Below are 26,528 nucleotides of genomic sequence, written 5' to 3' on the forward strand. Positions count from 1 at the left end.
GACTCCATTCCCTACAGGTTGTATGCTGACCGGTGAGCCGGAGGCAAAGAGATCGCTCGCGGAATCATTTATTCCGACTGCGGTCGAGGAACCGATCGATTCTCGACTCGACATCGGGCGTGCAGAAGACCGAACCAACTGTCCGGCGAGCATGCTGTAATTCTTCACCGGTATCGCCGGCCGAAAGGTATTCCAGGCTTGTCTGGATGGCCAGAAGCGAGGCCTGCGCGATCTTCTCCGCGAGTTCCAACGCTGCGGGAACAACCTCATTGGGCGGTACCACACGATTCACCAGGCCAATGTCGGCCGCACGCTGTGCACTGAGCCGCTCACCCAGCAGAACAATTTCGTTCGCGTGCTTTCTCGCAATCTGCCGCTGGATACGAGAAACCGCATATCCCGCGGGTACGCCAAGAACCATGGGCTCAGGTAGGCCAAACACCGCCTCTGACGAGGCGACTGCCAGATGACTGGACAGGACGATCTCCATGCCACCGGCCAGCGCAAATCCATTCACCGCACAGATGACTGGCTTTGCACATTTCTCAATTGCCCGGAAGAGCCCGAACAGTTCGGTCAGTAGGCTGTCGATCGCCCGCGGATCGTTCCGTACCGCGAGGAAATCGTTGCGGAAGTCGCCGCCGGCACAAAAAGCGGGCCCCGAGCCTGTGAGAACTATTGCATTCACGTCATCGTCCGACAACGCTGCGTCAAGTCCCTGTAGTATTCCGTTTCGAATATCCGGGCCGAGCGCATTGCGTCGCGCTCCGTCGTTGAGGGTTATGAGCGCGGTATTGCCCACGATCTCGAACTTGACTTTCCCGGACTCGATCGACACGAAAATACACCTCTCTATGGACAGACTTGGCGCACGCGATTGCCGCGGTTGGCGGCGCGTGCCAGCCTCAGGTCGAAGACCAGATTGGGGGACTAACTAACGACTGTGAGTATCTTCTATGGGTCTTGCCGCTGTCAAGGGTGCACGGCGGAATACGGCAGGAGCGGGCCGCGCCGGTTCCAGCCTCGATCTTTCGTGAGTTGATGCGTCGGCCCGATCAGGTTCCGGACTGGTGTTCCTCGGTCGTCGTAGCGGGTTCGGAGCGTGGCCGTCCGCCCGAGTCGCCGGTGAAGGCCGGGTCCACGGTCCGGCGGTGAAGGTCCGTTCGGGTCGGTTTGACATCGGTTCTGTTGGGCGGGGCGCCGGCAATGCGGCGAGGCCGCGAGTGCGGTGGTGAGCAGGTCGGTGAACGGTGCGTGCGCTGACAGCCGCAGGTGGGTGCGGCGGGCGATACGCCGGGCGATGGGCAGCAGCCGCAGTCGAAGGCGTTTCAGCTCCCATCGGCGAGCCCGACGCTCGGGGAGGGCGAGCATCTGGGTCCATGCGATCAGCTCGCTGGCGAGTTGGACGATGGCGAGCCAGATCCGGTTCTGGGCGAACTGGTGCGAAGATTCTGCAGATCGACCCTTTTCGCGACACGGACGCGGTCCTCGCACCGGCGAGGTGTACGCCGCCATGGACTGGCTCGCCGACGGCAAGACGGCATCGAAAGGGCCTTGACGCCAAAGCGGTTGAGCGCGCACGCTAACCGCGTCCGGTTGGCGCTGTTCGGCCTATCGAGTTCGCGGATGACGGCACGCACCACCCGGTCGCGGCCCGCAGTAATTCCCGCGACGGCAAGAAGGCTGCGGAGCGGAACCCGATAGCGACGCGGAAAGAGCTGGACGCTTCAACCAACATCCACTATCAGGGCGTCCACACGCCCACAAAGGACAGACAACTCGTGGCTGAATACACGCTTCCCGACCTCCCCTACGACTACGGCGCTCTCGAGCCTCACATCTCCGGCGAGATCATGGAACTGCACCACTCGAAGCACCACGCGACCTACGTCAAGGGCGCAAACGACGCGCTCGAGCAGATGGCCGCGGCTCGAGAGGACGGCACTATCGCCAGTAAGGCGCTCTCACTGTCGAAGAACCTCGCCTTCCACCTGGGTGGTCACACCAACCACTCGATCTTCTGGAAGAACCTCGCCCCAAACAGCGGCGATAAGCCGACCGGTGACCTGGCCGGGGCGATCGACAACGACTTCGGTTCGTTCGACAAGTTCCAGGCGCACTTCACCGCAGCCGCCACGACCCTGCAGGGTTCCGGCTGGGCGATCCTGGCGTACGACACGATCGGCGAGCAGTTGGTCATCCAGCAGCTGACCGACCAGCAGGGCAACACCCCGGTCGGCATCATCCCCGTGGTCATGCTCGACATGTGGGAGCACGCGTTCTACCTGCAGTACAAGAACGTCAAGCCGGATTACATCAAGGCCTGGTGGAACGTCGTCAATTGGGCGGACGCCGCCGAGCGCTTCGACAAGGCCTGCACCCTAGTGCCGAGCTGATCGTCCCCGCCTGATCACAGGTAAGCTGCCGCCCCGGACAGTCTGCACGGTCCGGGGCGGCAGCTTTTGCGGGTGCCGCCCTGTAACCGGGCAGGGTCCGGCCAATGACTGAGTTGCTGTCTCCGGGGGTGGCCGGGCGACGCACGGATCTGACCTGAGCGTGCTCTGGACGGTCGCAACCGATCACACGGTTGACGCTGCTCCGGGCCAGTCCAGCATGAGCAGAGTGTCGTCCGCGGCGAGAATTGACCAAGTGCCGGAGCGGAATCCAGACGGAAGCCAAACTCCTCCCGTACCTGGACGAGTTGACAACGGTGGCCGCCCAGCGTGATCGTGGGGTGCTGTCAATTCGATGCCGAGCATGACCTCGGTGGACTTCGCCAGAAGGGCGACCAAACACGATTCCGGGCACGAACACAAATTGGCCATGCGCCGGATCAACCACGGTCGGCACCCATCCCGATCGTCGGCTTTTTATCGCGGAGTTTCGGCTGCCCCCTTAAGGTCCTTCGCGCGCATCCTTGACTCGAGGCAACCGGGGTTCGTGTACCGGCGCTGTGCGCCGCCAGGCGGTGTTGCATGAGACGGCGGTCAAAAGAACGACCTTGGCAGTCCAAGACCCTCGGCGATGCTGTTACGGGCCATCTCGTTTGTCACCGGCCCGATCCGGTACAACCGCGCGTCGCGCCAGTAGCGCTGCATGTCCGTCTCGGCCGAGTAACCCATACCCCCGAGAATCTGCAACCCCAGGTCCGCGGCGCGGCTGCCCAGTTCCGAGGCGACGACCTTGGCCATGTTGGTTTCCTGCCCGCACGGCCGACCGCGTGACTGCAACCACGCCGCCCGATAGACCATCAGCTCCGCCTGGTCGCGCCACATCAGAATGTTGGCGATGTGATGCTGCAGCGACTGGAAGCGGGCGATCGGCCCTCCGAATGCCTCACGGTCCTGTACAAATCGCAACGCATCTTCCAGGACGCCATCCATGATCCCCACACAGAACGACGACAGCATGATGCGCTCGTTGTTCAGTGTGGGCAGGAGCATGTACCAGGCGCGGTTCGGCTCCCCCAAAAGGTTCTCGTCCGCGACGAAGACATTGTCCAGATAGACATCGCACGAGCCAAGCGACCGCATACCGAGCTTGGGTATCTCGCATGTCGTCACGCCCTCGCTCTTGGCGGGCAGGATGAACAGTGACACACCCTGGTGCCGTTTCTCGGTGTACTCATCGGAGCGCGCCAGGAGGAGAATGTAGTCCGCGACGTGCGCCATCGAACTCCAAGTCTTGTGTCCATTGAGCACCCATCCGCCGTCGATCTTCGTCGCCTTCGTCCGCATTGCGCCGAGTAGGTCAGTACCGCCCCCCGGCTCGGTGAACGCGATTGCCCACTTTTCGCGACCCTCGGCGATGGCGGGCAGGTGCCTACGCTTCTGCTGTTCGGTGCCATACAACCCGACCGACTTCCCTCCCGCAAACGAGGTGATTCCCCACACCCAAGTCAGTCCGGCCAATGACCGCGCGAGCTCCCGCGCCAGGATCATCTGGGTCATGATGTCCCCGCCCTGACCCCCGTACTGCTCGGCCACACCGATGCCGTGGAATCCTGCTGCGGTGAACTTGTCCCACAATGCGTGAGGAAAAGTGTGTTCATCCTTCTCCAGCTCACGCGCCCACGGCTTGGGCGCCTCCCGGTCCACCCACCGCCGGACGCTCTCCCGGAATAGCTGCTGCTCCTCATACAGATCGAAATCCACTCTACTTCCTCGCATTTCGTAGTCTCTGGTGACGGTCACGTGACGGCACAGCTGCGCGGGATCCACAAACCGATCGCCGTGGTTGTCGATTTCATGACACTTACGTACACTTGTTAGTATCACGATTACGGGTGGGAGCGGGAATGCCGGTTAAGCCTCCGCGACGGTGGTTGATCCTCATTCTCGGGCTTCTCGCTCAAGCCGCCAACTGCGTCTTTGCCTTCGGGATCCCGTTTCTGGTCCCAACTTTGCTTGCCTCCGAGGGGCTCTCGCTTACACAGGCAGGAATGCTCGTGGCGGCGCCGAGCATCGGGTTCGTAGCGACGCTGATTCTGTGGGGCGCGGCGGCCGACGCCTTCGGTGAACGGCTGATCATGGCGCTCGGCCTCGGCAGTTCGGGCGTGGTGATCGCATTCGCCGCGGTCGCGACCCGTGACCTGGCGGCACAGTTTGTCCTGTTTCTGCTTGCGGGAGCGTGCGCGAGTTCGGTCAATGCAGCCAGCGGTCGAGTAGTGATGGGCTGGTTCGACGCGACCGAGCGGGGGTTCGCCATGGGTGTTCGGCAGACCGCTCAGCCGCTCGGTATGGGGCTTGCGGGGCTTACTCTGCCGCCGATTGCCGATGAGTGGGGCCTGCGGGCGGCGTTGTGGTTTCCAGCGGGCCTGGCACTCGTGGTCGCAGGTCTTGTCGCCGTGCTCGTCATCGATCCGCCGAGAGAGAGCGCGGGGGACACGGACACCTCCGCCCCGGCTGTATCGCCCTATCGTGGTTCGACCCTCTGGCGGCTACACGGCGCGAGCGCACTGTTGGTGGTTCCGCAGTTCGCGGTGTCTGCGTTTGCACCCGTGTATCTGGTGACCGTGCAGCACTGGGATGCGGTGCGCGCTGGTTGGTTCCTTGCCGGCGTGCAGGTGTTCGGCGCGTTGGGCAGGATCGGCGCTGGTTACTGGTCGGATCGGGTAGGTAGCCGCTTCCGTCCGATTCGTCAGATCGCCTGCGCCAGTGCGGCGGTGATGCTTCTGGTGGCGTTGGGTGATGTGAGTTGGCCGTGGCTGGTGGTCGTCGGGTTGACGCTTGCGGCAGTGATCACCGTGAGCCCTAACGGGCTTGGTTTCACCGCTGCCGCCGAACTGGCCGGCAGGGAGTGGTCCGGCCGAGCCATGGGAGTGCAGAACACAATCCAGACCATGACGTCCGCGACCACACCGCCCGTTCTGGGCCTTGTCATCGTCAGCGGCGGCGGCTATGTCGCAGCGTTCTGCGTCGCGGCGGTCTTTCCTGCCGTGGCGGTGGTACTCGTCCCGGCAAGAACATCCAGTGGGTGATTGTCGTGCGGGTGCCTGTCCTCCCTCGGACTTGCACACTCCAGTTTCGACGAGGTTGCGGTTGACACTCGATCGCCATTGGCTACACTAACGGTTGATCGTTAGTGTAGCCAGGGATCCGAGGGAGACGACCGACGTGAGTATGCGCGGCAAGGTGGCGTTGGTTACCGGCGGCAGCCGTGGAATGGGCAAGGCCATGGTCGAGGCCTTTGCGTCGGAGGGCGCCGATGTGATCATTGCGAGCCGCAAGATCGATAACTGCGAGAAGTTGGCCGCGACAGTGCGTGAGCGGTACGACCGGAAAGCACTCCCCGTGGCATGCAACGTCAGCGACTGGGCGCAATGCGATGCACTGGTCCAGTCGGCATACGCCGAGTTCGGCCGCGTTGATGTGTTGGTCAACAATGCGGGTCTCTCACCCCTGTACCCCAGTCTCGACCAAGTCAGCGAATCCTTGTTCGACAAGGTGATCGGCGTCAACCTGAAGGGCCCCTTCCGGCTGGCGTCAGCCATCGGATCACGGATGGCGGCGGCAGATGGCGGATCTGTCATCAACATCAGTTCGGTCGAGGCAAGCCTCCCCGATCCACAGGCACTCCCCTATGCGGCGGCCAAAGCCGGCCTCAACACGCTGACCGCCGGACTTGCACAGGCGTTCGGTCCGAAGGTCCGGGTGAACACGATCCAGTGCGGACCCTTCCTCACCGATATTTCCGAGGCGTGGACACCGGATATGCGGGCCCATTTCACGACGAGCGGTGCACTCGGGCGGCCCGGCAATCCTGATGAAATTGTCGGTGCAGCACTCTACTTCGCCACGGATGCCTCATCCTTCTGCACCGGATCGATCCTCAAACTCGACGGCGGTTACAGATAAACGTTCGATCCGATTAGCAACGCGGTCGACAGGCCGCTGAGGGCAGCCGCCCTAGAACCCCACTATTGGCAGGGATATCCTGCGGGAAGGCAGCGATGACTGCGAAACGTCTCATGCTACTTGCTACGTATAACATCTCGAAGGACAGGACCGAGGAGGATTACGACAAGTTCTGTCGCGAAGTCGATACGCCGTTTTACAACAGCATCCCAGGTGTAGTCCGATATTCCAATTGGAAGGTCGTTGAGGAGAACTTAGGATCCGTCGGATTCAAGTATATCGATTTCATTGTCGTAGAGGGCGATGAACCCTTCAAGATGTTCGAAGACAATCAGAAGATCAAGGACTTCATTGTCAAATGGGAAGAGCAGTGGGCTGAGTTCGGCACTGACGAACAGTATTTGGGTAAGAACTATCAGATTGTCAAGCTGGAAGAGGTTGCAGCGCCAGACTAGTCGCTGACCATGGGCCGCGCCGTATGGTGGACTTGATCTCGGTCTATCGGCGATATGTCCACTTCACCATGGCGCGGCCGGCGACCCTGCGGCAGCTGCCACGGATCGATACTCCGGCGTTCGACGAGCGTATCTCGTACGGTACCGCGAATTCCCCAAACGCATGTTGACGATCCGGGAAGCCACCGCTGCATGTACCTTCCACCGCACCGATCGACGGACCGCAAAAGGACTCCGATGGACTTCGAATTCGACAGCACCACCGTCTCACTCATGGCGCGGGTGCAGGCATTTCTCGATGAGCATGTGTTTCCGGCCGAGGAGGTCCTCGAGAAACAGCTCGCAGCGAGGAATCCCGAGGACTGGTCGGTTCCGCCGATCATCGGCGATCTACGCAGGCACGCGCGCGAGCAAGGTCTATGGAATCTGTTCCTGCCGGGCGACCGGGGTGCTGGACTGACCAATTTGCAATATGCACCATTGGCCGAGCTAATGGGTCGCAGCCACAGACTCGCCCCGGTCGCATTCAACTGCCAGGCTCCCGACACCGGAAACATGGAAGTACTCAACGAGTTCGGCACCCCACAACAGAAGGCCCAGTGGTTGGAGCCGCTGCTGCGCGGCCAGATCCGATCGACCTTCTGCATGACCGAACCCGGCGTCGCATCCTCGGATGCCGCCAATATTGAAACCGAGATCACCCGCGTCGGCGACGAATACGTCATCAACGGCCGCAAGTGGTGGTCCACGGGTGCGATGAACCCGAATTCCGAGATCTTCATCGTGATGGGTAAGTCCGATCCCAGCGCCGATCGGCACCGCCAGCAATCGATGATCCTGGTCCCGCGTGACACCCCAGGTGTGACGGTGCTGCGGGCACTGACGGTCTTCGGCTACGAGGACCGCGACCACGGTGGCCACGCGGAGGTTGTGTTCGACAACGTACGGGTGCCGGCGGAAAACCTCATCAAAGGTGAGGGCGAGGGGTTTGCGATCGCCCAAGCTCGTCTCGGTCCCGGTCGCATCCACCACTGCATGCGGTCACTGGGCGTGGCCGAGCGAGCGTTGGAACTCATGGTCAGGCGTGCCACCAGCCGGATTGCCTTTAACCGTCCACTGTCCGACCAGGGCGTCGTGCGCGAGAAGATCGCCAGGGCCCGGATCGCGATCGAACAGAATCGGCTCCTGACACTCAAGACGGCCTGGCTGATGGACACCGTTGGTAATCAGGGAGCACACACCGAAATCCAGGCAATCAAGATCTCGGTGCCCGCTACCGTCCAACAGATCCTCGACGACGCAATCCAGATCTTCGGTGGTGCGGGCGTCTCACAGGACACCCCCTTGGCCGAGTTTCATTCGGCGCTACGCACCCTCCGTCTGGCGGATGGACCCGACGAGGTGCACATCAACTCACTCGCCAAGAGGGAGATCGGAAAATACCGGGTGTGACAGTTCCGCTCCGAATCTCCGACGCAGAGTCTCGATGCCGCGTCGGCGACGAGGTCACGTGCGAAGGGGTTGGGCATGATTCGGCGACCACAGGCGGAGCGTGGTCGCCGAATCATCTAGTGGTGAATCCGGCGTCGATGGGAATCGAGGCGCCAGTCACGTAGCGTCCCGCCTCCGACACCAACCAGAGGACCGCGTTGCTCACGTCAACCGGTTCCACCATGTCGACGGGAAGCAGGTTCTCCAGGCCGATCTTGTCCGCACGGTCAGAGATCTGTGCCATGAAGGATCTCGTCATCGAGTTCTCCACCATCGGAGTTCGCACCCCGGTGGGGTGCACGGTATTGACGCGGATTCGATGCGGTGCCAACTCTTGGGCGAACGTTTTCATCAGTCCGACGACGCCATGCTTTGTCGCCGAGTAGTCGGCGATATGGGGCATTCCCTTGAGGCCGGCGGTCGACGATGTGATCACGATGGCACCGCCGGTGCCCTGATCGATCATCGGCGGGAGGGCGGCCTTGATTGTGTGCCAAACCCCGGTCAGGTTGGTATCGATTACGTCGCGCCAGCGTTCGGCGGGGATGTCTCGCCCCGTTACGTCGGCTTGCTGAATCACGATACCCGCATTGGCACATACGATGTCGAGGTGACCCAGCTCCGTGACGCCCGCCTGCACTGCAGCCGCCAAGGCCTCGAAATCGCGTACGTCCGCTTGCAGGGCGACGATTCGACGGTCCAGTTTCTCGACCAGCCGAACTGTCTCATCGAGGTCCTCCGACGATGCCATTGGGTAGGGAACCGAGTCGATCGGCTTGCAGATATCGACGGCGATGATGTCGGCGCCTTCCTCGGCCAAACGGAGAGCATGCGACCTGCCCTGGCCCCGTCCCGCACCGGTGATCAGAGCGACCTTGCCGTCCAGCGTCCCAGTCATGCGATCCTCCTCGTGAGTTCTCGTCCCATCCCTCATGATCCGGTCCTCACTTGGCCGCCTGCCCACCGTCGACGTAGAGCACGTGGCCGGTGATCTGATCGGCGTTGTCCGAGGCCAGGAACAACACCGCATCGGTGACGTCCCCGGTGTCGGTGCGCCACTTCTCGCCTGGCATGTTTCCCTTGTCGGAGAACATCTCAAAGGCATCCTCGAGGCTCATCCCGAGCTCGTTCGCAAGCCCCACCACCATTCCCGAGCCTTGACCGTCACCCGGCCTGATCGTGGCGGGACCAACCCCGTTCACGTTGATACCAAACTCGGAAAGCTCGAACGCCCACGCCGAGGTCAATCCGTTGATCGCGTGCTTGGCCGCGACATAGTGCGAGACCATCGCCAGCCCTGCGCCGGTGACACCGGACGAGATGTTGACAATCTTCCCGGCTTTGCGGCCGATCATGGTGGGTACGACATACTTGGCCACGTACATGTGGCCCTTGACGATCGTGTCGAACACCGCATCGAGGACGTGACCACGCATTTCCTGGATGCTGTCCAAGGCGGCAACCCCGGCGTTGTTGACCAGAATGTCGATGCGCCCGTCGAAGAAGTCCAGCGCCTGGCTCACCGCCGCCTCGACCTGGCCTTCGTCGCGAATGTCGCACGGCAATGGAATGCAGCGGCGACCCTTCTCGTTTATCGCCACGACCGTGTCGTCGAGCATCTGTTTGGTGGCTAGGGGATAGATGTCGGCGATCGGCGCCGCGATGTCGATCGCGGCGATGTCGGCACCGGCCTCCGCGAATGCCATGGCATTGCTGAAGCCCACACCTTTGGCAGCGCCGGTGATCAGGACGTTCTTACCCTCGAGTCCGCGGAGTACCGCTGGCATTGACCTTACCTCCGATGTCGGCGTGCGGACACGCCGGCAAATAGTAGTGGACTGTCGTGAATCTCGTTGCAGGCATTGCTATTCAGCAAGCCAGGCGATAGCCGCCCCGCTCGGTCTGCTCACCGAGCGGGGCGGCTGTCACTCCTCGATCTCGATAGCGCGTTCCGGGCAACTGTGCGCCCCCAGAACGGCCGACGCCTCCTGCCCCGGCGCGACATCAACCGTTCTGTTGATATCGACGTTGTATCCGTTGTCATCTAGTTCGTAGACATCGTCGGCAAGTTCGAAGCAACGCGCGTGTCCCGTACAAAGACCATTGACGGTGAATTTCATAGGTCTGCACCAATCGGGGAACCCGGCTCGAAAATCAGTCGGAGACCCTGGATCTCCCTGGTGACCGATGTCTGGTAGGTGGGCTCGCAGCCGGGTGCGAGAGCAAAGTCGGGGAGCCTGTCCAGCAGGACTCGCAGAGTCACCTTGGCGAGAAGTCTGGCCAGGTGCGAGCCGATGCACCGGTGCGGGCCGAAGCCGAACGCCGCGTTCACCGGAAGATTGCGGTCGATGTCGAGCTTCGTCGGATTCTCGTACATCTCCGGGTCCCTGCATGCGGCGGGGTAGAGCAGCAGGACGCGGTCGCCGTCCTGGAATGTCTGGCCGGCGATCTCGACCTCCCCCCGTACGGTCCGCGACATTGCCACCACGGACGCGTACGCCCGAACGAACTCCTCGACAGCCTTGTCGTGCAATTCCTCGTTCTCGGCGAGCCGCGCGCGATCCTCGGGATGGGTCGCCAGGTGGTGCGCCATACCGGCGAGCAGGAGGGTGGCGGTACCGAGACCACCAGCGGTCAGGTTGGCCAGCGCCGCAACCTTGTGTTCCCACGGGCATGGGGCGCCGAGCTCGAACTCGAACCCGGGGCCCAGTTCGGGGTTCACCCCCTCGTCCAGGTCGACGCCTTTCAAGACAGCGCCCGTCAGGTCGTTCCGTGACGGCTCCTTCTCGCGCTCCTTGAGATGGGCGTCGAGATAGCCGACGAGCTCGGCCCATCCGTCTGCCCGACCCTCGATCGGGCCTACCAATGCATGCTCGATGGCTGTCATGAGCGGGGGTAGGTCCTCCAACGGCCGTCCCAGGAAGCTGTTGAACCACGCTCGGCCGGGCAGAGCCGCGGCGAATCCCGCAATGAAGTCACACTCGCCGTCCGCGATGAACTCATCGATCAGGAAGTTCGCATGCTGCGTCACCGCCGCTTCATAGGATCGCACGACCCTGGGGCTGAGGTGGTAGTCGAGCGCCCTGCGCCACCGCGTCTGATAAGGAGGGTCGCATTCGTCCGGGTAGATCGGGGCCATATCCTTCGGCCGATTGGGCTGGTATCCCTCCGCACTACTGAAGTGCTGCCAGTCCTGGGACGCGCGTCGCACGTCGGCATAACGGCTAAGGACGTGATAGCCGCGCCCGACATTGCTGTGTGCCACCGGGCACTTGCTCACCAGCTCATCGAGAACTTCGGTGTAGTGCTCGTTGAATTCTGGGGAGTCCAGGTCGAAGTCGTTGAAATGGTCCCGGCCGAATTTCTCGGTCGAGGTGTCAGGGTTCTCGATTGCGGTCACGGAAAGACGCCTCCAAGTAGATTGGGCATCCGAGGTGGATACGACCGATGGCGCTCATCGCCCACGTCGCACATCACCTGTTGATGCGTCAAACTTTGCCACCAGCACGTAAGTCGTGTTGTACAGGCACCAGATGTAGCTAACGATCGATCGTACGCACGCCCGGCCGGGTCGGTCAAGACCTGGGCCACGGATGGGATCCGCTAGTCGCGGCGACCCAAAGGTTGACCGGCCGGCATTTTCGTCGGCGATTCCGCCATCCGGTTGACCGGCGGGCCCCTTGACCTTACAGTGCTAACGAACGACCGTCAGCATATGCCCGGACGCTCCCGAGATCACCGAGGTTGACAACATGACAGAGTCACATCCGGCGACGGGCCACCTCGCCGCCAACATGGAACTCGACGGTGCGACCGGTCGATGCGCTACTGAGGACCAGCGCTCGGCCCTTGGCGACAGAGGCCTTCTCGATCCCGACGAGGCACGGTCGTATCGCGCTGTCGAGACCGCCCTGTCCGAGTTGCGTGGCGGACGGATGGTGCTGGTGGTCGACGATGCGGACCGGGAGAATGAAGGCGACCTCATCATGGCCGCCGAACTGGCCACTCCCGAAACGATCGCCTTCATGATTCGACACACCAGCGGCTTGCTGTGTGTCGGAATTCCCAACGCCCGGGCCGATGAGTTGCGTCTGCCACTCATGGTGACCGACAGTGACGATCCTCGGGGCACGGCCTTCACTGTCTCGGTCGATCTGAAGGCCGACACCACGACCGGTGTGTCCGCGGCCGACCGGACTTTGACCATCCGCGCGCTCGTCGACCCCGCGACACAACCGGAGCACCTTTCTCGGCCCGGCCACGTCTTCCCTCTACGCGCTCGCGAAGGCGGTGTTCTGCGGCGGGCCGGACACACCGAAAGCGCAGTCGACCTGTGCAGGATCGCCGGGCTGCACCCCGTCGGAGTCCTTTCCGAGGTAACCAACGATGACGGCACGATGGCTCGTCGCCCCGAACTCGCCCAGTTCGCATCGGAACACGGACTCGCGACCATCGAGGTTGCCGACATCGTCCGGTACCGACTGAGGACCGAGACACTCGTCCGCCGAGAGGCGCAGGGACGCGTACCCAGCGACCACGGCGAGTTCACGGCGATCACCTACCGCTCGCTCAACGACGGCGGCGAGCATGTCGCTCTGGTACTGGGTGACGTCGACCAGAGCAAGTCGACTGCAGATTCCGGCCCGGTACCGGTCCGCGTGCACTCCGAGTGCCTCACCGGCGACGTCTTCGACTCCCTCCGGTGTGACTGCGGTCAACAACTCTCTCTCGCCATGAACAAGATCCGCGAAGCAGGTCGCGGCGTAGTCGTCTACCTTCGCGGACACGAAGGTCGCGGGATCGGATTGAGCCACAAGCTACGGGCCTACAACCTGCAGGATGCCGGACTTGACACCGTGGACGCAAACCTGGCTCAGGGGCTCCCAGTGGACAGTCGGCACTACGGAATCGGCGCCCAGATCCTCCGCGACATCGGAGTGCGAACAATCCGATTGATGACCAACAATCCGGCGAAGTATCGAGGTCTGACCGGTTACGGCGTCCATATCGCCGCCCGCGAGCCGCTTGTCGTCGCCCCAAATCCGGAAAACATCAGTTACCTGACCACCAAACGCACCAGGCTGGACCACCAACTCGGCGGGGAATTCCCGGTCGAAGACGAGGTGGTATCACCTGAGCTCCTCCACGACGGGAATCACGCCCTATGAATGACACGCGACCGACACCAGTGCCCGACCAAGCACAACTGTTCCGTGACGCAATGGCGTCCTTCCCCAGCGGCGTCACCATCGTGACCACCGTCGACGACGACAGCCGCTGGTGGGGATTCACTGCAACATCGTTCTGCGTGGTCTCGATGGATCCCCCGCTCGTGCTCGTCTGCCTCGCCGACACCGCGGAATGCCACCCGGTCTTCGCTAAGGCCGACCGCTGGATCATCCACGTCATCCACCCCGAGCATGCCGAATTGGCCCGACGATTCGCCACTCGTGGAGCAGATAAATTCGCCGATGCCGAATTTGTCTCCGACGAGCGCGGACTACCCATACTCCCGACGGCATCCCTACGCCTGGATTGCACGTCCCACGCTCGCCAACCAGGTGGAGACCACACCATCTTGGTGGGCAAAGTGGCCGACATCGACATCACTGACAGGTTGCCGGCGATCTACTTCCGTCGGCAGTTCCACACACTCGCCGAAGGCGTCACCGCGTGACACTGGACACCACCACTACAACCAACGTGCGCACGGTGCATCGAGTGGTCATCCGGCTTGCCGGTGACTCCGGCGACGGGATGCAACTCGTCGGAGACCGATTCACTTCCGAAACCGCATTGTTCGGGAACGATCTGGCCACGATGCCCAACTTCCCCGCAGAGATTCGGGCACCCGCTGGCACATTGCCCGGTGTTTCGAGCTTTCAGCTCCACTTCGCGGACTACGACATCCTCACGGCGGGCGACCGACCCGATGTCCTGGTTGCGATGAATCCTGCTGCCCTCAAGGCCAACATCGACGATCTCCCAGCTGGCGGTGTCCTCATCGCCAACACCGACGAGTTCACCAAGCGAAATCTGACCAAGGTCGGTTACGACACGAACCCGCTCGAAGACGACTCGCTGGACGGGTACACGGTGCACCCCGTTGCCATGTCGACACTGACACGCGGCGCAGTCGAGGAGACGGGTGTTCCCAAGAAGGACGCCGAGCGCGCCAAGAACTTTTTCGCGCTCGGCCTGCTCTGTTGGATGTACCACCGACCGATCGACAGCACCGAACGATTCCTCAGCGAGAAATTCGCCCGCCGACCCGAGCTGGCGCAGGCGAACATTCTCGCATTCCGGGCCGGGCATGCCTACGGCGAGACGACCGAAGCGTTCGCAGTTACCTACGAGGTAGCGCCGGCCAGGTTGGCGCCCGGCACCTACCGACAGGTCACCGGCAACACCGCACTGTCCTACGGAATCATCACCGCAGGCGAACTCAGTGGCCTCCCGGTATTCCTCGGCTCGTACCCCATCACCCCCGCCAGCGACATACTGCACGAGTTGAGCAAGCGGAAAGCATTCAACGTCACAACCTTTCAAGCCGAGGATGAAATATCCGGGATCGGAGCTGCTCTCGGTGCAGCGTTCGGCGGCGCGCTCGGCGTCACAACAACGTCCGGTCCGGGAATCGCACTGAAGTCCGAGGCCATCGGTCTCGCAGTCGCCCTTGAACTGCCCCTACTCGTGATCGATGTGCAACGAGGCGGACCCTCCACCGGGCTACCCACCAAGACCGAACAGTCCGACCTTCTCCAGGCGATGTTTGGGCGCAACGGGGAATCGCCGGTGCCGATAGTTGCGCCACGCTCGCCCGCGGACTGCTTCGCCGCCGCACTGGAAGCAACTCGACTCGCGGTAACCTACCGCACTCCCGTCCTCCTTCTGTCCGACGGAGCGCTCGCCAACGGTTCCGAGCCCTGGCGCGTGCCGGAAGTGTCTGCACTACCCCGACTGGACCCCGACTTCGCCACGGCACCGAACGCCCCCGACGGGTCCGGGGAGTTCTGGCCCTACCTACGCGATCACGACACCCTCGCCAGGCCGTGGGCGGTGCCAGGCACTCCGGGACTGGCGCATCGGATCGGCGGACTCGAGAAGGCCGACGGCAGGGGCTCGATCTCTTACGACCCCGACAACCACGATCGCATGGTCCGATTGCGCGCCGCGAAGATTGACGGCATCGACGTACCCGACATAGTGGTCGACGATCCGGACGGCGACGCCGACGTGCTCATCCTCGGATGGGGCTCGACCTATGGCCCCATCGGCGCGGGATGCCGACGGGTCCGCGACATGGGATTCGCGGTTGCTCAGGCACACCTGAGGCATCTCAACCCGCTCCCCGCCAACCTCGGGTCGGTCCTCGATCGCTATCGCACCGTGCTCGTGCCCGAAATGAACCTCGGCCAGCTGGCCCTGCTACTCCGGGCCCGTTACCTCGTCGACGTCCAACCCCACACCTGCGTTTCCGGGCTTCCATTCAAAGCCGAGGAGATGCAGAACCTCATCATCGAGGCCATCAAGGGAGGATCTGCGTGACCGCGATCAACATCGGACTACCAACCCTCGGCGGACTCGACAAGGTGCCGGCGACCGACCTGAAACAGACTGCCAAGGACTTCACCAGCGACCAAGAGGTCAGATGGTGTCCTGGATGTGGTGATTACGCCGTCCTCGCCGCCGTCCGCGGCTTCCTTCCCGAACTGGGAATCCGCCGGGAGAACATGGTGTTCGTCTCGGGAATCGGCTGCTCATCCCGCTTCCCGTACTACCTCGATACCTACGGCATGCACTCCATCCACGGCCGTGCACCCACGATCGCGACCGGACTCGCGATTACTCGCCCCGATTTGTCCGTCTGGGTGGTGACCGGCGACGGTGACGCCCTGTCGATCGGAGGCAACCATCTGATCCACACGCTGCGTCGCAACGTCAACCTCAAGATCCTACTTTTCAACAATCGCATCTACGGCTTGACCAAGGGTCAGTACTCCCCCACGTCCGAGACGGGAAAGGTCACCAAGTCCACACCCACAGGCAGCGTGGACCATCCGCTGAACCCAATCAGCCTCGCACTCGGAGCAGAGGCAACCTTCGTCGCGCGTGCGCTCGACTCCGACCGCGCTCAGCTGACGTCCGTTCTGCGTGCCGCCGCTGCGCACCGCGGCACGGCCCTGGTGGAGATCTTCCAGGACTGCCCTATATTCAATGACGGCGCGTTCGACCTCATCCGCCGCGGTTCCGCCGACGCAGCGCAGCGCCTCATCCCGCTGACCCACGGAAGCCCGATCCGATTTGGTAGCGGCGGCGAGTTCGCTGTCGTGCGGAAAGCTTTCGGACTCGGCGTCGCAAGGACGTCCGACGTAGCGGAGTCCGAGATCGTCATCCACAACGAGACCGACCACACGTTAGCCTTTGCACTGTCACGACTGTCCACGCAAGACCTCGAGCACGTGGTTACCGGCGTCGTCCGCCGAGTCGACCGCACCTGCTACGACGATGCTGTCCGTGACGAGACCGATACGGCCCGTACCCATCACAAGGGGGATCTGCAGTCGCTTCTGTCCGGACGCGATACCTGGACCGTTGCCGATCCGGCAGACGTGCAAGGCCGCCGGAAGTAGTCACAATCAGTCCCGATGACCCTCCGCCGCACCCGCAGGACACGGGTGCGCTTTGACTCCCAACCGAGGGACCCCTATAGTACTAACGAACGTTAACGAATGTAGGCTATAGGAGAGGTGCGCCGGTGGTCCTCATGGCAAGCGAACAGGCGACGGCATCAACTGAACCCCGGCCTAGGTCCACCTCGGACGTTATCGTCGAAACCGGCTTGAAGCTCTTTTCCGAAATAGGGTACGACGGCGTGGGCATGCGGCAGATCGCGTCCATCGTCGGCATAAAGGCCGCGAGCCTGTACAACCACTACGCCTCAAAAGAAGAGCTCCTGTGGTCCATCGTCGAGGACGCCCTCGGGAAGTTTCGCGGCTATCAGCGCAAGGCCTTCACCGAAGAGGCAACAACCGCCAACAGGTTGCGAGCATTCGTCCGCTTGCACGTCCGGTTCCATGCCGAGCAGAGCCAGATGGCGCGGGTCGTCAACAACAACATGGAAAGCCTGGCGCCCGCACACTACTCGATAACTGCGCAGCGTCGCGAAGAATTCGAACACGGCCTACGTCAGGTCCTTCAGTTCGGGTGCGACGAAGGAATCTTTCTTATCCGCAACGTTCGACTCACCTCGCACGCCATCCTCGACATGGGCATCGGCATTTCGAGTTGGTACCGTGCCGATGGACCCGACCCTCTCTCCGGCATCATGGCCGCGTACGAGGAGATCGCACTTCACATGGTCGGCTATACCGGGGAACTCACACCCCTACTAACAGCATCCGACTCCTTACTGGACGGTTGAAAGAAATGCTCGCCGGAGCTCGATGACATCTCCTTGATACCGTCCCACACATCCACCTAGTCGACTGAGTCGAGTGCGAGTCGGTAGCCCCGTTTGTACACGGTCTGCACTGCATACGGCGCCCTCAGCGATGCCCGAAGCCGCGCGACCGCCACCTCGACCGCGTGAGTGCCGCCGCCGCGCGGCAGTGCAGACAGCAGCTCCTCACGCGGAACCACCCGGCCCGGCCGTGCGCCCAGGACGCGAATCAACGTCATGGCAGCGGGCGGTAATCGGCGCACTTCGCCATCAACCAGGACACAACTGCCTCGGATGCTGAAATTCCGTCCCCCGACCTGAACACTGTTGGCACGGCGCGGAAGTTCATCCGCGATGTGCCACACCAGTTCACCGAGCCGGGGACGTTCGGGACCTGTGGTCGGAACCTCGAGTTGGGTGAACGGCACCGACGTCACCGGACCTATGCACGCGGCCAGTACATGGTTACGGAAGGCATGCAGGATCGGCTCGAGCATCCCCGTCACCTTCGCGCGAGCCAGCAGCGCCGCGACTGCCGGCGCGCTGGTGAAGCTCACCGCATCGAGGGCGCGCGTGGCGATCAAATCGATCATCCGGTCCATCGGCGCCTGGTCCTCGGGAGGCATCCACCGATACACGGGAACCGCGGTCACGTCGGCCCCCGCGCAACCAAGGAGGTCGCAGAGGTCGGCAACCGCCTTCCCCTCGGTGGGTGCACCGTCCAACTGGACGGCAATCCGTTTGCCTTCGATCTTCTGAGCAACTAGATGGTCGAGCACTTCCGCCGTGGTCTCCGATACCGGGGACCATTCTTCGCATAGCTCAGCTGCCCGGACGGCACCCTTGGCTTTCGTTCCGCGTGCGAGCAGCCGGGTAGACGCCAACGCCTGCTTGAACGCGTTGCCCTCGCCCCAGCCAGCTGCTGCTTCCATCCACCCGCGAAAACCGATTCCGGTGGTGACGACCACGAACTCTGGCGGGTTGTCGATGATCTGACGCGTCACCCGCCTGAGTTCTGTGTCGTCGGACAGTGGGACGATGCGGATCGCCGGTGCATGAATTACCGTCGCGCCCCGCCGCGTCAGGAAGGTCGCGAACTCTTCGGCCCGCCGGGAGGCGGTGACCCCAATGGTGAAACCGGTCAGGGGCTTCGCGTCGTCCACCACACGCCGACTAGCTTCGTTCGCGAACCCGAACGGTCGTGCAAGGTGAGCAAGCTCAACCACTCTGTGCTCCTGAACTGGGAGGACTTAGCCGCTGCGGGTGAAGGCGAGCCGTAGTTCCTTCAAGCCACGGAACTGCGCGCTCGCGACATGACTGAAGTCTTGTCCTTCAGCAAGCCGGATATCACTCAATCGCGTCAAGAGACGCTCGAACGCGATCTTTATCTCCAGCCGCGCCAATGGCGCACCCAGGCAAAAGTGGTTGCCGGCGCCAAAGGCCATGTGCGGCACAGCACTTTTTCGATCTGCATCGAAGCTCGTCGGGTCGGTGAACTCGCGCTCATCGCGATTGGCCGCGCCCACCATGATCAACACTCTCGATCCAGCAGGAATATGCTGGCCGCCCAGCTCGGTGTCTGTTGTCACCCGGCGTGGCACCCATTGCGTGGGAGACTCGATCCGTAGCGATTCCTCGGCGACGGTGGCAATCCGACGGTTGTCCGCCCGAACGCGTTCCATTTCCACCGGGTTCTGCAGCAGTAGCAGCATTATTGTCGCGATCGTGTGGGCTGTGGTGATCACGCCGCCGCGAATGAGTGTCACCGTATTGTCGAGAATGTAGTCGAGGTCGAACTGTCCGTCACGTTCGACGTGCCGTTGGATCATCTCGCTGAGTTCGTCTCCAGTGGGAGCGTCGCGACGCGCCTCGATCGCCTCGATGAGATGCTCCGTCGCACGACTGGCAGCCACCCTCGACCGTTCCTGCACATCCTTCGGCAGGAAGCTCAACCCGCTGTTGTCCACCCGCGACCAGCCGTTGAGCCAGTCGAAATCCGACTCGGTGAACCCCAGCATCCTGGCGATCACCCGCGGTGGAATGTGCTCCGCAAATTCTGAGACCAAATCCACCTCCCCCTTGTCGATGAAATCGTCGATGAGCGAATCGCAGATCGCCGTGATCGTGGGGACCTGTGCGGCAAGTTTCTTCGGCTTGAACGCCTCAGCGCAGAGGTTTCGCTTGTCCCGGTGACTCGGGGGATCCGCTTCCACCAGACTTTGGGTCTCCTTACTCATGCCCGTCTCGCTGAATGGGTTGTGCGCGGTGCGGCTGCCTACGCTGGAGAACACCTTCCAATCGCGGGCAACTTGTGCGGCGTCCTCGTATCTCGTGACGAGGAAGTCGGTAGTTCCCGGAATTCGGTACACGGGCTGGTCCTCGCGCAGCCACTCATACTGCGGATAGGGGCACTCGGCACCCTCCAAAGACGGATAGTTGATCTGCACTGGCGTCTCGGTCATGTCGTGTCTCCCACCGCAGGCGATCTCAGCGACGCTGTTGAACATGTCTCGGCGCGTCGATACGAATTTCATCAGGTCTGAACTAACAATCGATCGTACGCATTTTCGGGGATCTCGGTCAAGTCCTTCTTTCTCCTCGCAATCTCGCAGGGACACCTGCCCGATCCTCGGCACGCGCACTCATCTGGATCGACAATCAAGGCCCCCGCCCGGGCGTGCCCGCCGGTTAGGGCGGGCGACTCCACGCGACGCACAGCATTGACTCAGCCCACCCAGAGGCATACGATCGATCGTTAGTTGGCCCGCACGGCATCCGAGCTGACCACTCAGCGACCAGTCTCATACCCTCGGAGATCACTCATGACCTACGTCGTCGCCTTACCCTGCGTGGACATCAAAGACAGAGCCTGCATCGAGGAGTGCCCCGTCGACTGCATCTACGAAGGCGATCGCATGCTCTACATCCATCCCGACGAATGTGTCGACTGTGGGGCTTGTGAACCCGTATGCCCGGTCGAGGCTATCCACTACGAGGATGATCTCCCCGAGCAATGGGCCGACTTCACTACCGCCAACGCCGAGTTCTTTACCGAACTAGGCTCACCGGGCAGCGCGGCCAAAACCGAACGAATGCCTGATCCGGAATTCGTGGCCAGACTGCCGGCTACAGAATTGAAGGGTTAGACCACACCTTCCACGATGACAAGTTGCTCCGGTTCGGAAGTCGAAGTGTCGGCTTTGGTGGGGTTCGGGAAGTGAATGGTGCGAAGAGTCGCTAGGGGGTGCCAGTCGGCCGCTCGTGACGATAGCGCCGCTCCCCAAGCGTCCTCCTGCGTGACGGGGGGTACCGCGTCACGCAGCAAGCTGCCGATACTCTCTGTCACAGAGCTTCAGTCATCGTCGAGGCTGCGGCGCCACTCGACGATGCTTGCCCGGCACGCTTGAACGATCTGGTGGCCGGCCAAAGTGTTTGGCGGGCTTCCACACCCCGAACAAAACGCCGAGACCATGCCGCTCGATTCGTCTACCTCGATCGACACTTTGTTCTCGAATCGAGAACAGCGATGCCCGGCAGTGGGTACTGCATGGCCCGGCCAGCCAACACATTGGTGGACCCAAAGCTCATGGAGCCGACACGTAAGCCGATTGTGCGGCGAGATTCCTCCAAGCTCCTCCACAACATTTTCTCGCGCCAGCACGCGGGCGAGATGCCAGGCGTTCGGGGTGCGACCGTACCTGGAAGCACCCACGTCGCTGGCAATCGCGGTCCACGACATTGTCATCGCCTCGTCTCAGTTCGTTCAGCCTGCATTGCTTTTCGAGCGTGACTCAGATCACTCGTAAGCACAGCAGTGGAACTACTGATTTGACTACTGACGCGGGGCACATGAGACCTGCTCAAGTCCGCGCAAGACAATCGTGCTTCGTTGACAACGACAATTGACACGAACCGAACATCCAGCGCAGGGTCCGCGAAGTCGACCACCGCCCGACAGGCCGTAGCGGGGCCGAGATCGAAGCGACCGATACCATTATCGACGACATTGATGATAGGTGGGCCTGTGATGCCGCACCCGCTCGATCACCTCATCCGATCCACGACCAGAGTCGACGCCTGGGCTCACGTCCTCCCCAGGGGAGAGGACAGAACTATCAGCCTGCGTACCAGATTCGTGGTCATTCGTGGTCATTCGTGGCCATTTCAGGCCGTACCAATATCCATCTCGGTATCGACGCAAATCCGTGGCGGCCCTTGCTCACCTAATGTCGGCAACCGCGTTCAAGGTTGCCTCGGACATGGTGTTCACGGTGCCGGGTGCAACCAGTACGATCACGTACCGCGTGTCGTCATAGGCTGGACTCGATACGCTGGTCGGTGGCGGCCCCAGCGGTTGGTGGGCAAGTACTCCGGAATCACCGAGCCACTGCCATCACCCGGCGGTCCAGCCCCGCTGACTCCTCGTGAGCTGAGCACGCACACTACACGCCGACCGCCCGTCGTGGCTGGTGATCAGCCGTATCGCGTCGATCTGGGACTACCCGAGTCCGGCGAGGAGCTGCCGGATCCCTCTCACCCTGCGACTCGTCAAGTATACGGGTCCTCGACGCCCGCAATGCCTTCAAGAACAACTACCTGGGAATTGATCCCCCAGAAATCAGCACCGACGCCGAACTCTCCCCACTCCTCGTCCCATCGGTCCTTGAAGGCCGCAACCTCGGGCGTGTCGAAAATCGCCACAGGGTTGTCGTCGCCTTCAACAACAATGAGATCGATATACTTGAATCCGACAGAACCGGCACAATTCTGTACAATCTTCCAGTTTGCATAGCTAATTACGCCTGGCACGCTACCGATGAACGGGTTGTCCACCTCCCGAAGGAACTTGTCATACGCCTCCGCATTGCTACCTTCCTTAATGTTATAGGTGACAAGCAGCGTGTGTCGCTTTGCCATGGGTTTCCTCTCATCTTCAATGTGGGGAATGCTGATACTTCAAACTACTGGTTGGCAATCCTCAAGGTCTAACAATAATCTCACCATGATTAACCGATTGAACGAGAGAAATACCAAATCGCGTCCTTCACTGGACGATTGCGACGGACCCTGCGAAATTACATGACACATCCCCTAGCCGATAACGCATCACGCGTGCTACATCTTACTAGTGAACTTAGGTATTCAAGGAAAGCGCGCTCTCGTCATCGGCGGAACGTCCGGACTCGGTCTGGCGTGCTGCCAGTCCCTGGCAGCCGAGGGCGTCGATCTCGCAATATTCGCGCGCAACAGCGAGACGCTTAAGCGGACCCGGTCGGACTTGACCGATGAATTCGCTGTGCGAGTGGACACTTACTCGGGCGACGTGACGAACCGCGCCGACATCGTCTCGACGGTAGAGCTGCTGCGTGACAGTGGCGGCATTGACATCCTCGTACTCAATACACCCCGACCGCCCAGTCCCATGCGCGACTTCCTCGCCGAGGACGACGACTCTCGATGGGAGCAGGCCTACCGCGACCAATTGCATGGAGCGCTGAACGTGCTGCGGGAAGCCACCCCACTGCTGACCACAAAGGGTTGGGGCCGGATCATTGGCATCACCTCGGCCAGCGTCAAGGAGCCCCTCCCCCGCCACGCCATCTCATCGGTGTTCCGCGCCGGTGTCCAAGCAGCGCTGAAACACTTGGCCTCAGAGATCGCTCAGTTCGGCGTCACCGTCAACTCTGTAGCACCGGCCACCATCGCGACCCCTACCTTCGAGCAGTTCCATGACCTCGAGTCCCGGGTTCGTCTAACTCCTCTGGGCCGCTCCGGAACCCCAGAGGAGTTAGGCGCTACAGTGGCCTTCCTGGCCTCCTATCAGGCTGGATTCATCACGGGCCAGTTGATCCAACTTGACGGTGGCAGAACAGCTTCCCTCGTATGATCACCTAACTCGAAGGTGTCGACACCTCACCGGTCACGTGGAGGCTCGCGACTGGAGTGCGCGCCACAGCGCGAACCGCCTAAAACTACTATGTAGCAACAGTTCTACGTACTCGTCCCCGCCGATCAAGAGCCTTGCCGGGGGTTCGCCGCGATCGGGAACCCCCGGCAAGGCTCCACTCAAGGTGCTGCTCGCGGTCGGCGCCGCGGACGGCACCGGCGGCGTGGAGTCTTGACCCGGGCGTCGGCGTTCAAGGTTTCCGCGCCGCGGACGGCCGCCTACTCGTAACGGAAATCAGTCCTTCGACGGGTGAACAGGGCCTATTCGAGTATGTCGCTGACCAACGGCGTGGCCTTCGTGGTCATCACCCGCCAGCCTAGAATCCTGCGAGAGAACACATCGACGCAGCATACGAGACCGGCCAGCGTCCACACGTAGGAAGAATCGGCCACCCCACCCACCGATCCGGGCGCTGCAGCGCGCCCCAGTTCCGCTCGACCATATCCGGGTGCCGTGGCACTCGATCGTGTCGGCTGCCTGGTGATCGTGCGGCGTCGTCCGCGGACTTCACCGGCGATGCCGGCGTTCCCCATCGGCGGGTCACTTGATCACGGCCCATGGCGTGACCGGCATGTTTCATACACGCCGCATCTTGCGGACACCATAGACACCGCGGTTGCGGACGACACCAAGTCTTCGTCGGGAGCGGGCTTGGCGGCGAACACCGCGCGGCCTCGACGCGTACGCGTCGGTCAGGCCGGTGACCGAGACCCGTCCCCACTGCTTCGCCTGATAGTAGGTGGACGAGGGCACTGCTGACACAGCGCTCCGTGAGCACGGCACAAATCGGGTCGACGCCGAACTGCCCCGCCCTAGAGCGCCTGTGGCTCAGCAGTCGCGCGCGGTGGCGACCAGGGCGCAGATTCTGCGTGGCGTTGCGGACATTTTGACAAGTCGGGATTCGGGGCGCCAGGCTCAGTGAGATCACAGAGCGTCCGGAACAACGAAGGGCGCCTATACTTCCCTTCCGTTTCAAGGAGGAAGTTCGCCCGGTACATCATCGGTCTCGATCCGGTCCGGACGAGGCGATTCCTCGACTACATCCAAAGCCAGTATTTGCTCGCGAACGCCCAACTCATCATCGATTGGCGGTGGAGCCGCCTACAGGGCCTTGAGTTCCTCGGTGACCTCGGCGACCGACTTCTTCGCGTCCCCGAACAGCATGGAGGTGGTGTCGGCGAAGAACAGTGGGTTGTCGATGCCGGCGAAGCCGGAGTTCATCGACCGCTTGAGCACGATCACCGACTTCGACTGATCCACGTTCAGGATGGGCATCCCGTGGATCGGCGACGACGGGTCGTTGCGGGCGGAGGGGTTGGTGACATCGTTCGCACCGATCACCAGGGTGACGTCGGTGCGAGCGAACTCGTCGTTGATGTCGTCCATTTCCTTCATCGCGTCGTACTCGACGTCGGCCTCGGCGAGCAGCACGTTCATGTGCCCGGGCATCCGGCCGGCGACCGGGTGAATGGCGTACTTGACCTCGACACCCTTCGACTCGAGCATCTTGGCCATGTCCTTGACCGCGTGCTGGGCCTGCGCGACGGCCAACCCGTAGCCAGGGACCACGATGACCTGGTTGGCGTACGCCATCTGGATCGCCGCGTCCGCCGCCGAGGTGGACTTCGCCGTCTTCGCGGTGCCGTCCCCGACCGCCGCCGCGACGCCGCCGCCACCGAACCCGCCGGCCACGATCGCCGGGATGGACCGGTTCATCGCCTTCGCCATCAGGTTCGTCAGGATCGAACCCGACGCACCGACGATCATGCCGGCCACGATCATCGCCTGATTGTTCAAGGCCAGACCGGCGGCCGCGGCGGACAGACCCGTGAGCGCGTTGAGCAGGGAGATGACGACGGGCATGTCGGCGCCGCCGATCGGCAGCACCACCATCAACCCCAACACCGCCGCCAGCACCAGCACCCCGACGATCCACCACTGCGACGTCGGACCGGTCGGGTCGATCGCCTTGACCCCGATGATCACCGCCAACGCGACCGCCCCGATCAGCAGCACCGCATTGAGCGGCTGCTGCAACCGGCCGATGCCGATCGGCCGGCCCGGCAACGTTTCCTGCAGCTTGAGGAACGCGATCACCGAACCCCAGAAGGAGATCGACCCGATGATCGCCGCGAACAGCGACGCGATGACGATGTGCACCGTCGGCGACTCACCGTGCGCAAACGCGGTGAATCCGTCCGAGTCCAGGAATTCGGCGTACGCGATCAGGGCGACGGTGCCGCCGCCGACACCGTTGAACAACGCCACCAGCTGCGGCATCGCGGTCATCTTCGTCCGCAACGCCGGCGGCACGCCCAACACCACACCGATCACCAGACCGGCGACGATCAGCACCCAGTTGGAGGTGTCGCGGATCGCGATCAGGGTCGCCACCACCGCGACGACCATGCCGGCCGCGGCGATCTGGTTACCGCGGACCGCGGTCTTCGGGCCGGTCAGGCCCATCAGACCGTAGATGAACATCGCGAACGCCACGATGTACAACACGTTGACCAGGTACTCCATTACTTGTCCCCACCCTTCTCAGCAGCAACGGGCGCGGTGGGCTTGGACTTGAACATCGCGAGCATGCGGTCGGTGACCACGAAACCACCGACCACGTTGATCGTTCCGAAGACCAGGGCGACGAACAGGATCACCTGCAGCCCCCACGGCGGGTCCTCGACCTTGCCGAGCACCACCAGCGCACCGAGGACGACGATGCCGTGGATGGCGTTGGTGCCCGACATCAGCGGGGTGTGCAACGTGTTCGGGACCTTCGAGATCACCGCGAACCCCACGAACCCGGACAACACCAGGATCGCGATGTTCGCCAA

General features: G+C 62.3%; 24 protein-coding genes and 1 pseudogene. 12 read left to right on the top strand and 13 right to left on the bottom strand.

Annotated features, from left to right (window positions below; translation table 11 throughout):
• Positions 1 to 64: 64 nt before the first annotated feature.
• Positions 65 to 838: an enoyl-CoA hydratase/isomerase family protein gene (locus tag ACFWAY_RS32540; protein ID WP_378513450.1), complete on the bottom strand. Its 774-nt coding sequence runs from the start codon at positions 836 to 838 to the stop codon at positions 65 to 67.
• A 134-nt stretch (positions 839 to 972) separates the two neighbouring features.
• Positions 973 to 1,515 (bottom strand): transposase, encoded by a 543-nt coding sequence (locus tag ACFWAY_RS32545; RefSeq protein ID WP_378513451.1) that lies wholly within the window; start codon positions 1,513 to 1,515, stop codon positions 973 to 975.
• 266 nt (positions 1,516 to 1,781) lie between these two features.
• Here ACFWAY_RS32545 and ACFWAY_RS32550 point away from each other — a divergent pair, with 266 nt between their 5' ends.
• Positions 1,782 to 2,396: a superoxide dismutase gene (locus ACFWAY_RS32550; protein ID WP_378513452.1), complete on the top strand. Its 615-nt coding sequence runs from the start codon at positions 1,782 to 1,784 to the stop codon at positions 2,394 to 2,396.
• 591 nt (positions 2,397 to 2,987) lie between these two features.
• Here ACFWAY_RS32550 and ACFWAY_RS32555 read toward each other — a convergent pair.
• The gene (locus ACFWAY_RS32555; protein WP_378513453.1) at positions 2,988 to 4,154 is read right to left on the bottom strand and encodes an acyl-CoA dehydrogenase family protein; all 1,167 of its coding nucleotides are present in this window, start codon (positions 4,152 to 4,154) and stop codon (positions 2,988 to 2,990) included.
• A 143-nt stretch (positions 4,155 to 4,297) separates the two neighbouring features.
• Here ACFWAY_RS32555 and ACFWAY_RS32560 point away from each other — a divergent pair, with 143 nt between their 5' ends.
• The 4 genes from ACFWAY_RS32560 to ACFWAY_RS32575 all read left to right on the top strand — a co-directional run bounded on the left by ACFWAY_RS32560 (position 4,298) and on the right by ACFWAY_RS32575 (position 8,263).
• Complete coding sequence (locus tag ACFWAY_RS32560; protein WP_378513454.1) at positions 4,298 to 5,479, top strand: MFS transporter; 1,182 nt, start codon at positions 4,298 to 4,300, stop codon at positions 5,477 to 5,479.
• A gap of 142 nt (positions 5,480 to 5,621) precedes the next feature.
• The gene (locus ACFWAY_RS32565; protein WP_378513473.1) at positions 5,622 to 6,356 is read left to right on the top strand and encodes an SDR family NAD(P)-dependent oxidoreductase; all 735 of its coding nucleotides are present in this window, start codon (positions 5,622 to 5,624) and stop codon (positions 6,354 to 6,356) included.
• Positions 6,357 to 6,451: 95 nt separating this feature from the next.
• Positions 6,452 to 6,811 (top strand): hypothetical protein, encoded by a 360-nt coding sequence (locus tag ACFWAY_RS32570; RefSeq protein ID WP_378513455.1) that lies wholly within the window; start codon positions 6,452 to 6,454, stop codon positions 6,809 to 6,811.
• Positions 6,812 to 7,048: 237 nt separating this feature from the next.
• The gene (locus ACFWAY_RS32575; protein WP_378513456.1) at positions 7,049 to 8,263 is read left to right on the top strand and encodes an acyl-CoA dehydrogenase family protein; all 1,215 of its coding nucleotides are present in this window, start codon (positions 7,049 to 7,051) and stop codon (positions 8,261 to 8,263) included.
• Positions 8,264 to 8,375: 112 nt separating this feature from the next.
• On the opposite strand, the gene ACFWAY_RS32580 is transcribed toward ACFWAY_RS32575, so the two are convergent.
• The 4 genes from ACFWAY_RS32580 to ACFWAY_RS32595 all read right to left on the bottom strand — a co-directional run bounded on the left by ACFWAY_RS32580 (position 8,376) and on the right by ACFWAY_RS32595 (position 11,702).
• A complete protein-coding gene (locus tag ACFWAY_RS32580) occupies positions 8,376 to 9,200 on the bottom strand; it encodes a mycofactocin-coupled SDR family oxidoreductase (protein ID WP_378513457.1) in 825 nt (274 codons plus the stop codon).
• Positions 9,201 to 9,246: 46 nt separating this feature from the next.
• Complete coding sequence (locus ACFWAY_RS32585; protein ID WP_378513458.1) at positions 9,247 to 10,089, bottom strand: SDR family NAD(P)-dependent oxidoreductase; 843 nt, start codon at positions 10,087 to 10,089, stop codon at positions 9,247 to 9,249.
• A gap of 138 nt (positions 10,090 to 10,227) precedes the next feature.
• Entirely contained in the window at positions 10,228 to 10,422 is a 195-nt protein-coding gene (locus ACFWAY_RS32590; RefSeq protein ID WP_073364845.1) for a ferredoxin, read from the bottom strand.
• The gene (locus ACFWAY_RS32595; protein ID WP_378513459.1) at positions 10,419 to 11,702 is read right to left on the bottom strand and encodes a cytochrome P450; all 1,284 of its coding nucleotides are present in this window, start codon (positions 11,700 to 11,702) and stop codon (positions 10,419 to 10,421) included. The genes ACFWAY_RS32590 and ACFWAY_RS32595 overlap by 4 nt, the downstream gene beginning before the upstream one ends.
• Before the next feature lie 352 nt (positions 11,703 to 12,054).
• On the opposite strand from ACFWAY_RS32595, the gene ACFWAY_RS32600 reads away from it, so the two are divergent.
• The 5 genes from ACFWAY_RS32600 to ACFWAY_RS32620 all read left to right on the top strand — a co-directional run bounded on the left by ACFWAY_RS32600 (position 12,055) and on the right by ACFWAY_RS32620 (position 17,726).
• On the top strand, positions 12,055 to 13,470 hold the full coding sequence (locus ACFWAY_RS32600; RefSeq protein ID WP_378513460.1) for a bifunctional 3,4-dihydroxy-2-butanone-4-phosphate synthase/GTP cyclohydrolase II: 1,416 nt from the start codon (positions 12,055 to 12,057) through the stop codon (positions 13,468 to 13,470).
• Positions 13,467 to 13,979 carry a flavin reductase family protein gene (locus ACFWAY_RS32605; protein ID WP_378513461.1) on the top strand — a complete coding sequence of 171 codons (513 nt, stop codon included), beginning with the start codon at positions 13,467 to 13,469 and terminating at the stop codon, positions 13,977 to 13,979. Before ACFWAY_RS32600 ends, ACFWAY_RS32605 begins: the two co-directional genes overlap by 4 nt.
• A gap of 80 nt (positions 13,980 to 14,059) precedes the next feature.
• Complete coding sequence (locus ACFWAY_RS32610; RefSeq protein ID WP_378513474.1) at positions 14,060 to 15,850, top strand: 2-oxoacid:acceptor oxidoreductase subunit alpha; 1,791 nt, start codon at positions 14,060 to 14,062, stop codon at positions 15,848 to 15,850.
• A complete protein-coding gene (locus ACFWAY_RS32615) occupies positions 15,841 to 16,935 on the top strand; it encodes a 2-oxoacid:ferredoxin oxidoreductase subunit beta (RefSeq protein WP_378513475.1) in 1,095 nt (364 codons plus the stop codon). The genes ACFWAY_RS32610 and ACFWAY_RS32615 overlap by 10 nt, the downstream gene beginning before the upstream one ends.
• 134 nt (positions 16,936 to 17,069) lie before the next feature.
• On the top strand, positions 17,070 to 17,726 hold the full coding sequence (locus ACFWAY_RS32620) for a TetR/AcrR family transcriptional regulator (RefSeq protein ID WP_378513462.1): 657 nt from the start codon (positions 17,070 to 17,072) through the stop codon (positions 17,724 to 17,726).
• A gap of 56 nt (positions 17,727 to 17,782) precedes the next feature.
• On the opposite strand, the gene ACFWAY_RS32625 is transcribed toward ACFWAY_RS32620, so the two are convergent.
• Both ACFWAY_RS32625 and ACFWAY_RS32630 read right to left on the bottom strand, forming a co-directional pair.
• Positions 17,783 to 18,907, bottom strand: coding sequence for a uroporphyrinogen-III synthase (locus tag ACFWAY_RS32625; protein ID WP_378513476.1), 1,125 nt, complete (start codon positions 18,905 to 18,907; stop codon positions 17,783 to 17,785).
• A gap of 87 nt (positions 18,908 to 18,994) precedes the next feature.
• Positions 18,995 to 20,206 (bottom strand): cytochrome P450, encoded by a 1,212-nt coding sequence (locus tag ACFWAY_RS32630; RefSeq protein ID WP_378513463.1) that lies wholly within the window; start codon positions 20,204 to 20,206, stop codon positions 18,995 to 18,997.
• A 360-nt stretch (positions 20,207 to 20,566) separates the two neighbouring features.
• On the opposite strand from ACFWAY_RS32630, the gene fdxA reads away from it, so the two are divergent.
• Positions 20,567 to 20,890 (top strand): ferredoxin, encoded by a 324-nt coding sequence (gene fdxA / locus ACFWAY_RS32635; RefSeq protein WP_378513464.1) that lies wholly within the window; start codon positions 20,567 to 20,569, stop codon positions 20,888 to 20,890.
• A gap of 1,402 nt (positions 20,891 to 22,292) precedes the next feature.
• Here the strand turns inward: fdxA and ACFWAY_RS32640 are convergent.
• The gene (locus ACFWAY_RS32640; protein ID WP_378513465.1) at positions 22,293 to 22,661 is read right to left on the bottom strand and encodes a hypothetical protein; all 369 of its coding nucleotides are present in this window, start codon (positions 22,659 to 22,661) and stop codon (positions 22,293 to 22,295) included.
• Positions 22,662 to 22,872: 211 nt separating this feature from the next.
• Here ACFWAY_RS32640 and ACFWAY_RS32645 point away from each other — a divergent pair, with 211 nt between their 5' ends.
• Entirely contained in the window at positions 22,873 to 23,631 is a 759-nt protein-coding gene (locus ACFWAY_RS32645; RefSeq protein WP_378513466.1) for an SDR family oxidoreductase, read from the top strand.
• A gap of 323 nt (positions 23,632 to 23,954) precedes the next feature.
• Here the strand turns inward: ACFWAY_RS32645 and ACFWAY_RS32650 are convergent.
• From ACFWAY_RS32650 to ACFWAY_RS32660, 3 genes and pseudogenes are all read right to left on the bottom strand, one after another.
• A pseudogene (locus tag ACFWAY_RS32650) lies at positions 23,955 to 24,309 on the bottom strand (IS3 family transposase); the annotation flags it as partial.
• Positions 24,310 to 24,792: 483 nt separating this feature from the next.
• Positions 24,793 to 26,217 carry an NAD(P)(+) transhydrogenase (Re/Si-specific) subunit beta gene (locus ACFWAY_RS32655; RefSeq protein WP_378513467.1) on the bottom strand — a complete coding sequence of 475 codons (1,425 nt, stop codon included), beginning with the start codon at positions 26,215 to 26,217 and terminating at the stop codon, positions 24,793 to 24,795.
• The coding region (locus tag ACFWAY_RS32660; protein WP_378513468.1) for an NAD(P) transhydrogenase subunit alpha at positions 26,217 to 26,528 on the bottom strand (312 nt) is incomplete at its 5' end. The genes ACFWAY_RS32660 and ACFWAY_RS32655, both read right to left, overlap by 1 nt.

It is taken from the genome of Rhodococcus sp. NPDC059968 (genome assembly GCF_042738615.1).
In the GTDB taxonomy this organism is placed as follows: Bacteria; Actinomycetota; Actinomycetes; order Mycobacteriales; family Mycobacteriaceae; genus Rhodococcus_F.

Coding starts and splice junctions, on each gene's coding strand:
- ACFWAY_RS32630 (WP_378513463.1), bottom strand. CDS start 20,206: ATGACCGAGACGCCAGTGCAGATCAACTATCCGTCTTTGGAGGGTGCC.
- ACFWAY_RS32565 (WP_378513473.1), top strand. CDS start 5,622: ATGCGCGGCAAGGTGGCGTTGGTTACCGGCGGCAGCCGTGGAATGGGC.
- ACFWAY_RS32580 (WP_378513457.1), bottom strand. CDS start 9,200: ATGACTGGGACGCTGGACGGCAAGGTCGCTCTGATCACCGGTGCGGGA.
- ACFWAY_RS32640 (WP_378513465.1), bottom strand. CDS start 22,661: ATGGCAAAGCGACACACGCTGCTTGTCACCTATAACATTAAGGAAGGT.
- ACFWAY_RS32655 (WP_378513467.1), bottom strand. CDS start 26,217: ATGGAGTACCTGGTCAACGTGTTGTACATCGTGGCGTTCGCGATGTTC.
- ACFWAY_RS32585 (WP_378513458.1), bottom strand. CDS start 10,089: ATGCCAGCGGTACTCCGCGGACTCGAGGGTAAGAACGTCCTGATCACC.
- ACFWAY_RS32590 (WP_073364845.1), bottom strand. CDS start 10,422: ATGAAATTCACCGTCAATGGTCTTTGTACGGGACACGCGCGTTGCTTC.
- ACFWAY_RS32560 (WP_378513454.1), top strand. CDS start 4,298: ATGCCGGTTAAGCCTCCGCGACGGTGGTTGATCCTCATTCTCGGGCTT.
- ACFWAY_RS32605 (WP_378513461.1), top strand. CDS start 13,467: ATGAATGACACGCGACCGACACCAGTGCCCGACCAAGCACAACTGTTC.
- ACFWAY_RS32545 (WP_378513451.1), bottom strand. CDS start 1,515: ATGGCGGCGTACACCTCGCCGGTGCGAGGACCGCGTCCGTGTCGCGAA.
- ACFWAY_RS32575 (WP_378513456.1), top strand. CDS start 7,049: ATGGACTTCGAATTCGACAGCACCACCGTCTCACTCATGGCGCGGGTG.
- fdxA (WP_378513464.1), top strand. CDS start 20,567: ATGACCTACGTCGTCGCCTTACCCTGCGTGGACATCAAAGACAGAGCC.
- ACFWAY_RS32620 (WP_378513462.1), top strand. CDS start 17,070: ATGGCAAGCGAACAGGCGACGGCATCAACTGAACCCCGGCCTAGGTCC.
- ACFWAY_RS32600 (WP_378513460.1), top strand. CDS start 12,055: ATGACAGAGTCACATCCGGCGACGGGCCACCTCGCCGCCAACATGGAA.
- ACFWAY_RS32610 (WP_378513474.1), top strand. CDS start 14,060: ATGCAACTCGTCGGAGACCGATTCACTTCCGAAACCGCATTGTTCGGG.
- ACFWAY_RS32570 (WP_378513455.1), top strand. CDS start 6,452: ATGACTGCGAAACGTCTCATGCTACTTGCTACGTATAACATCTCGAAG.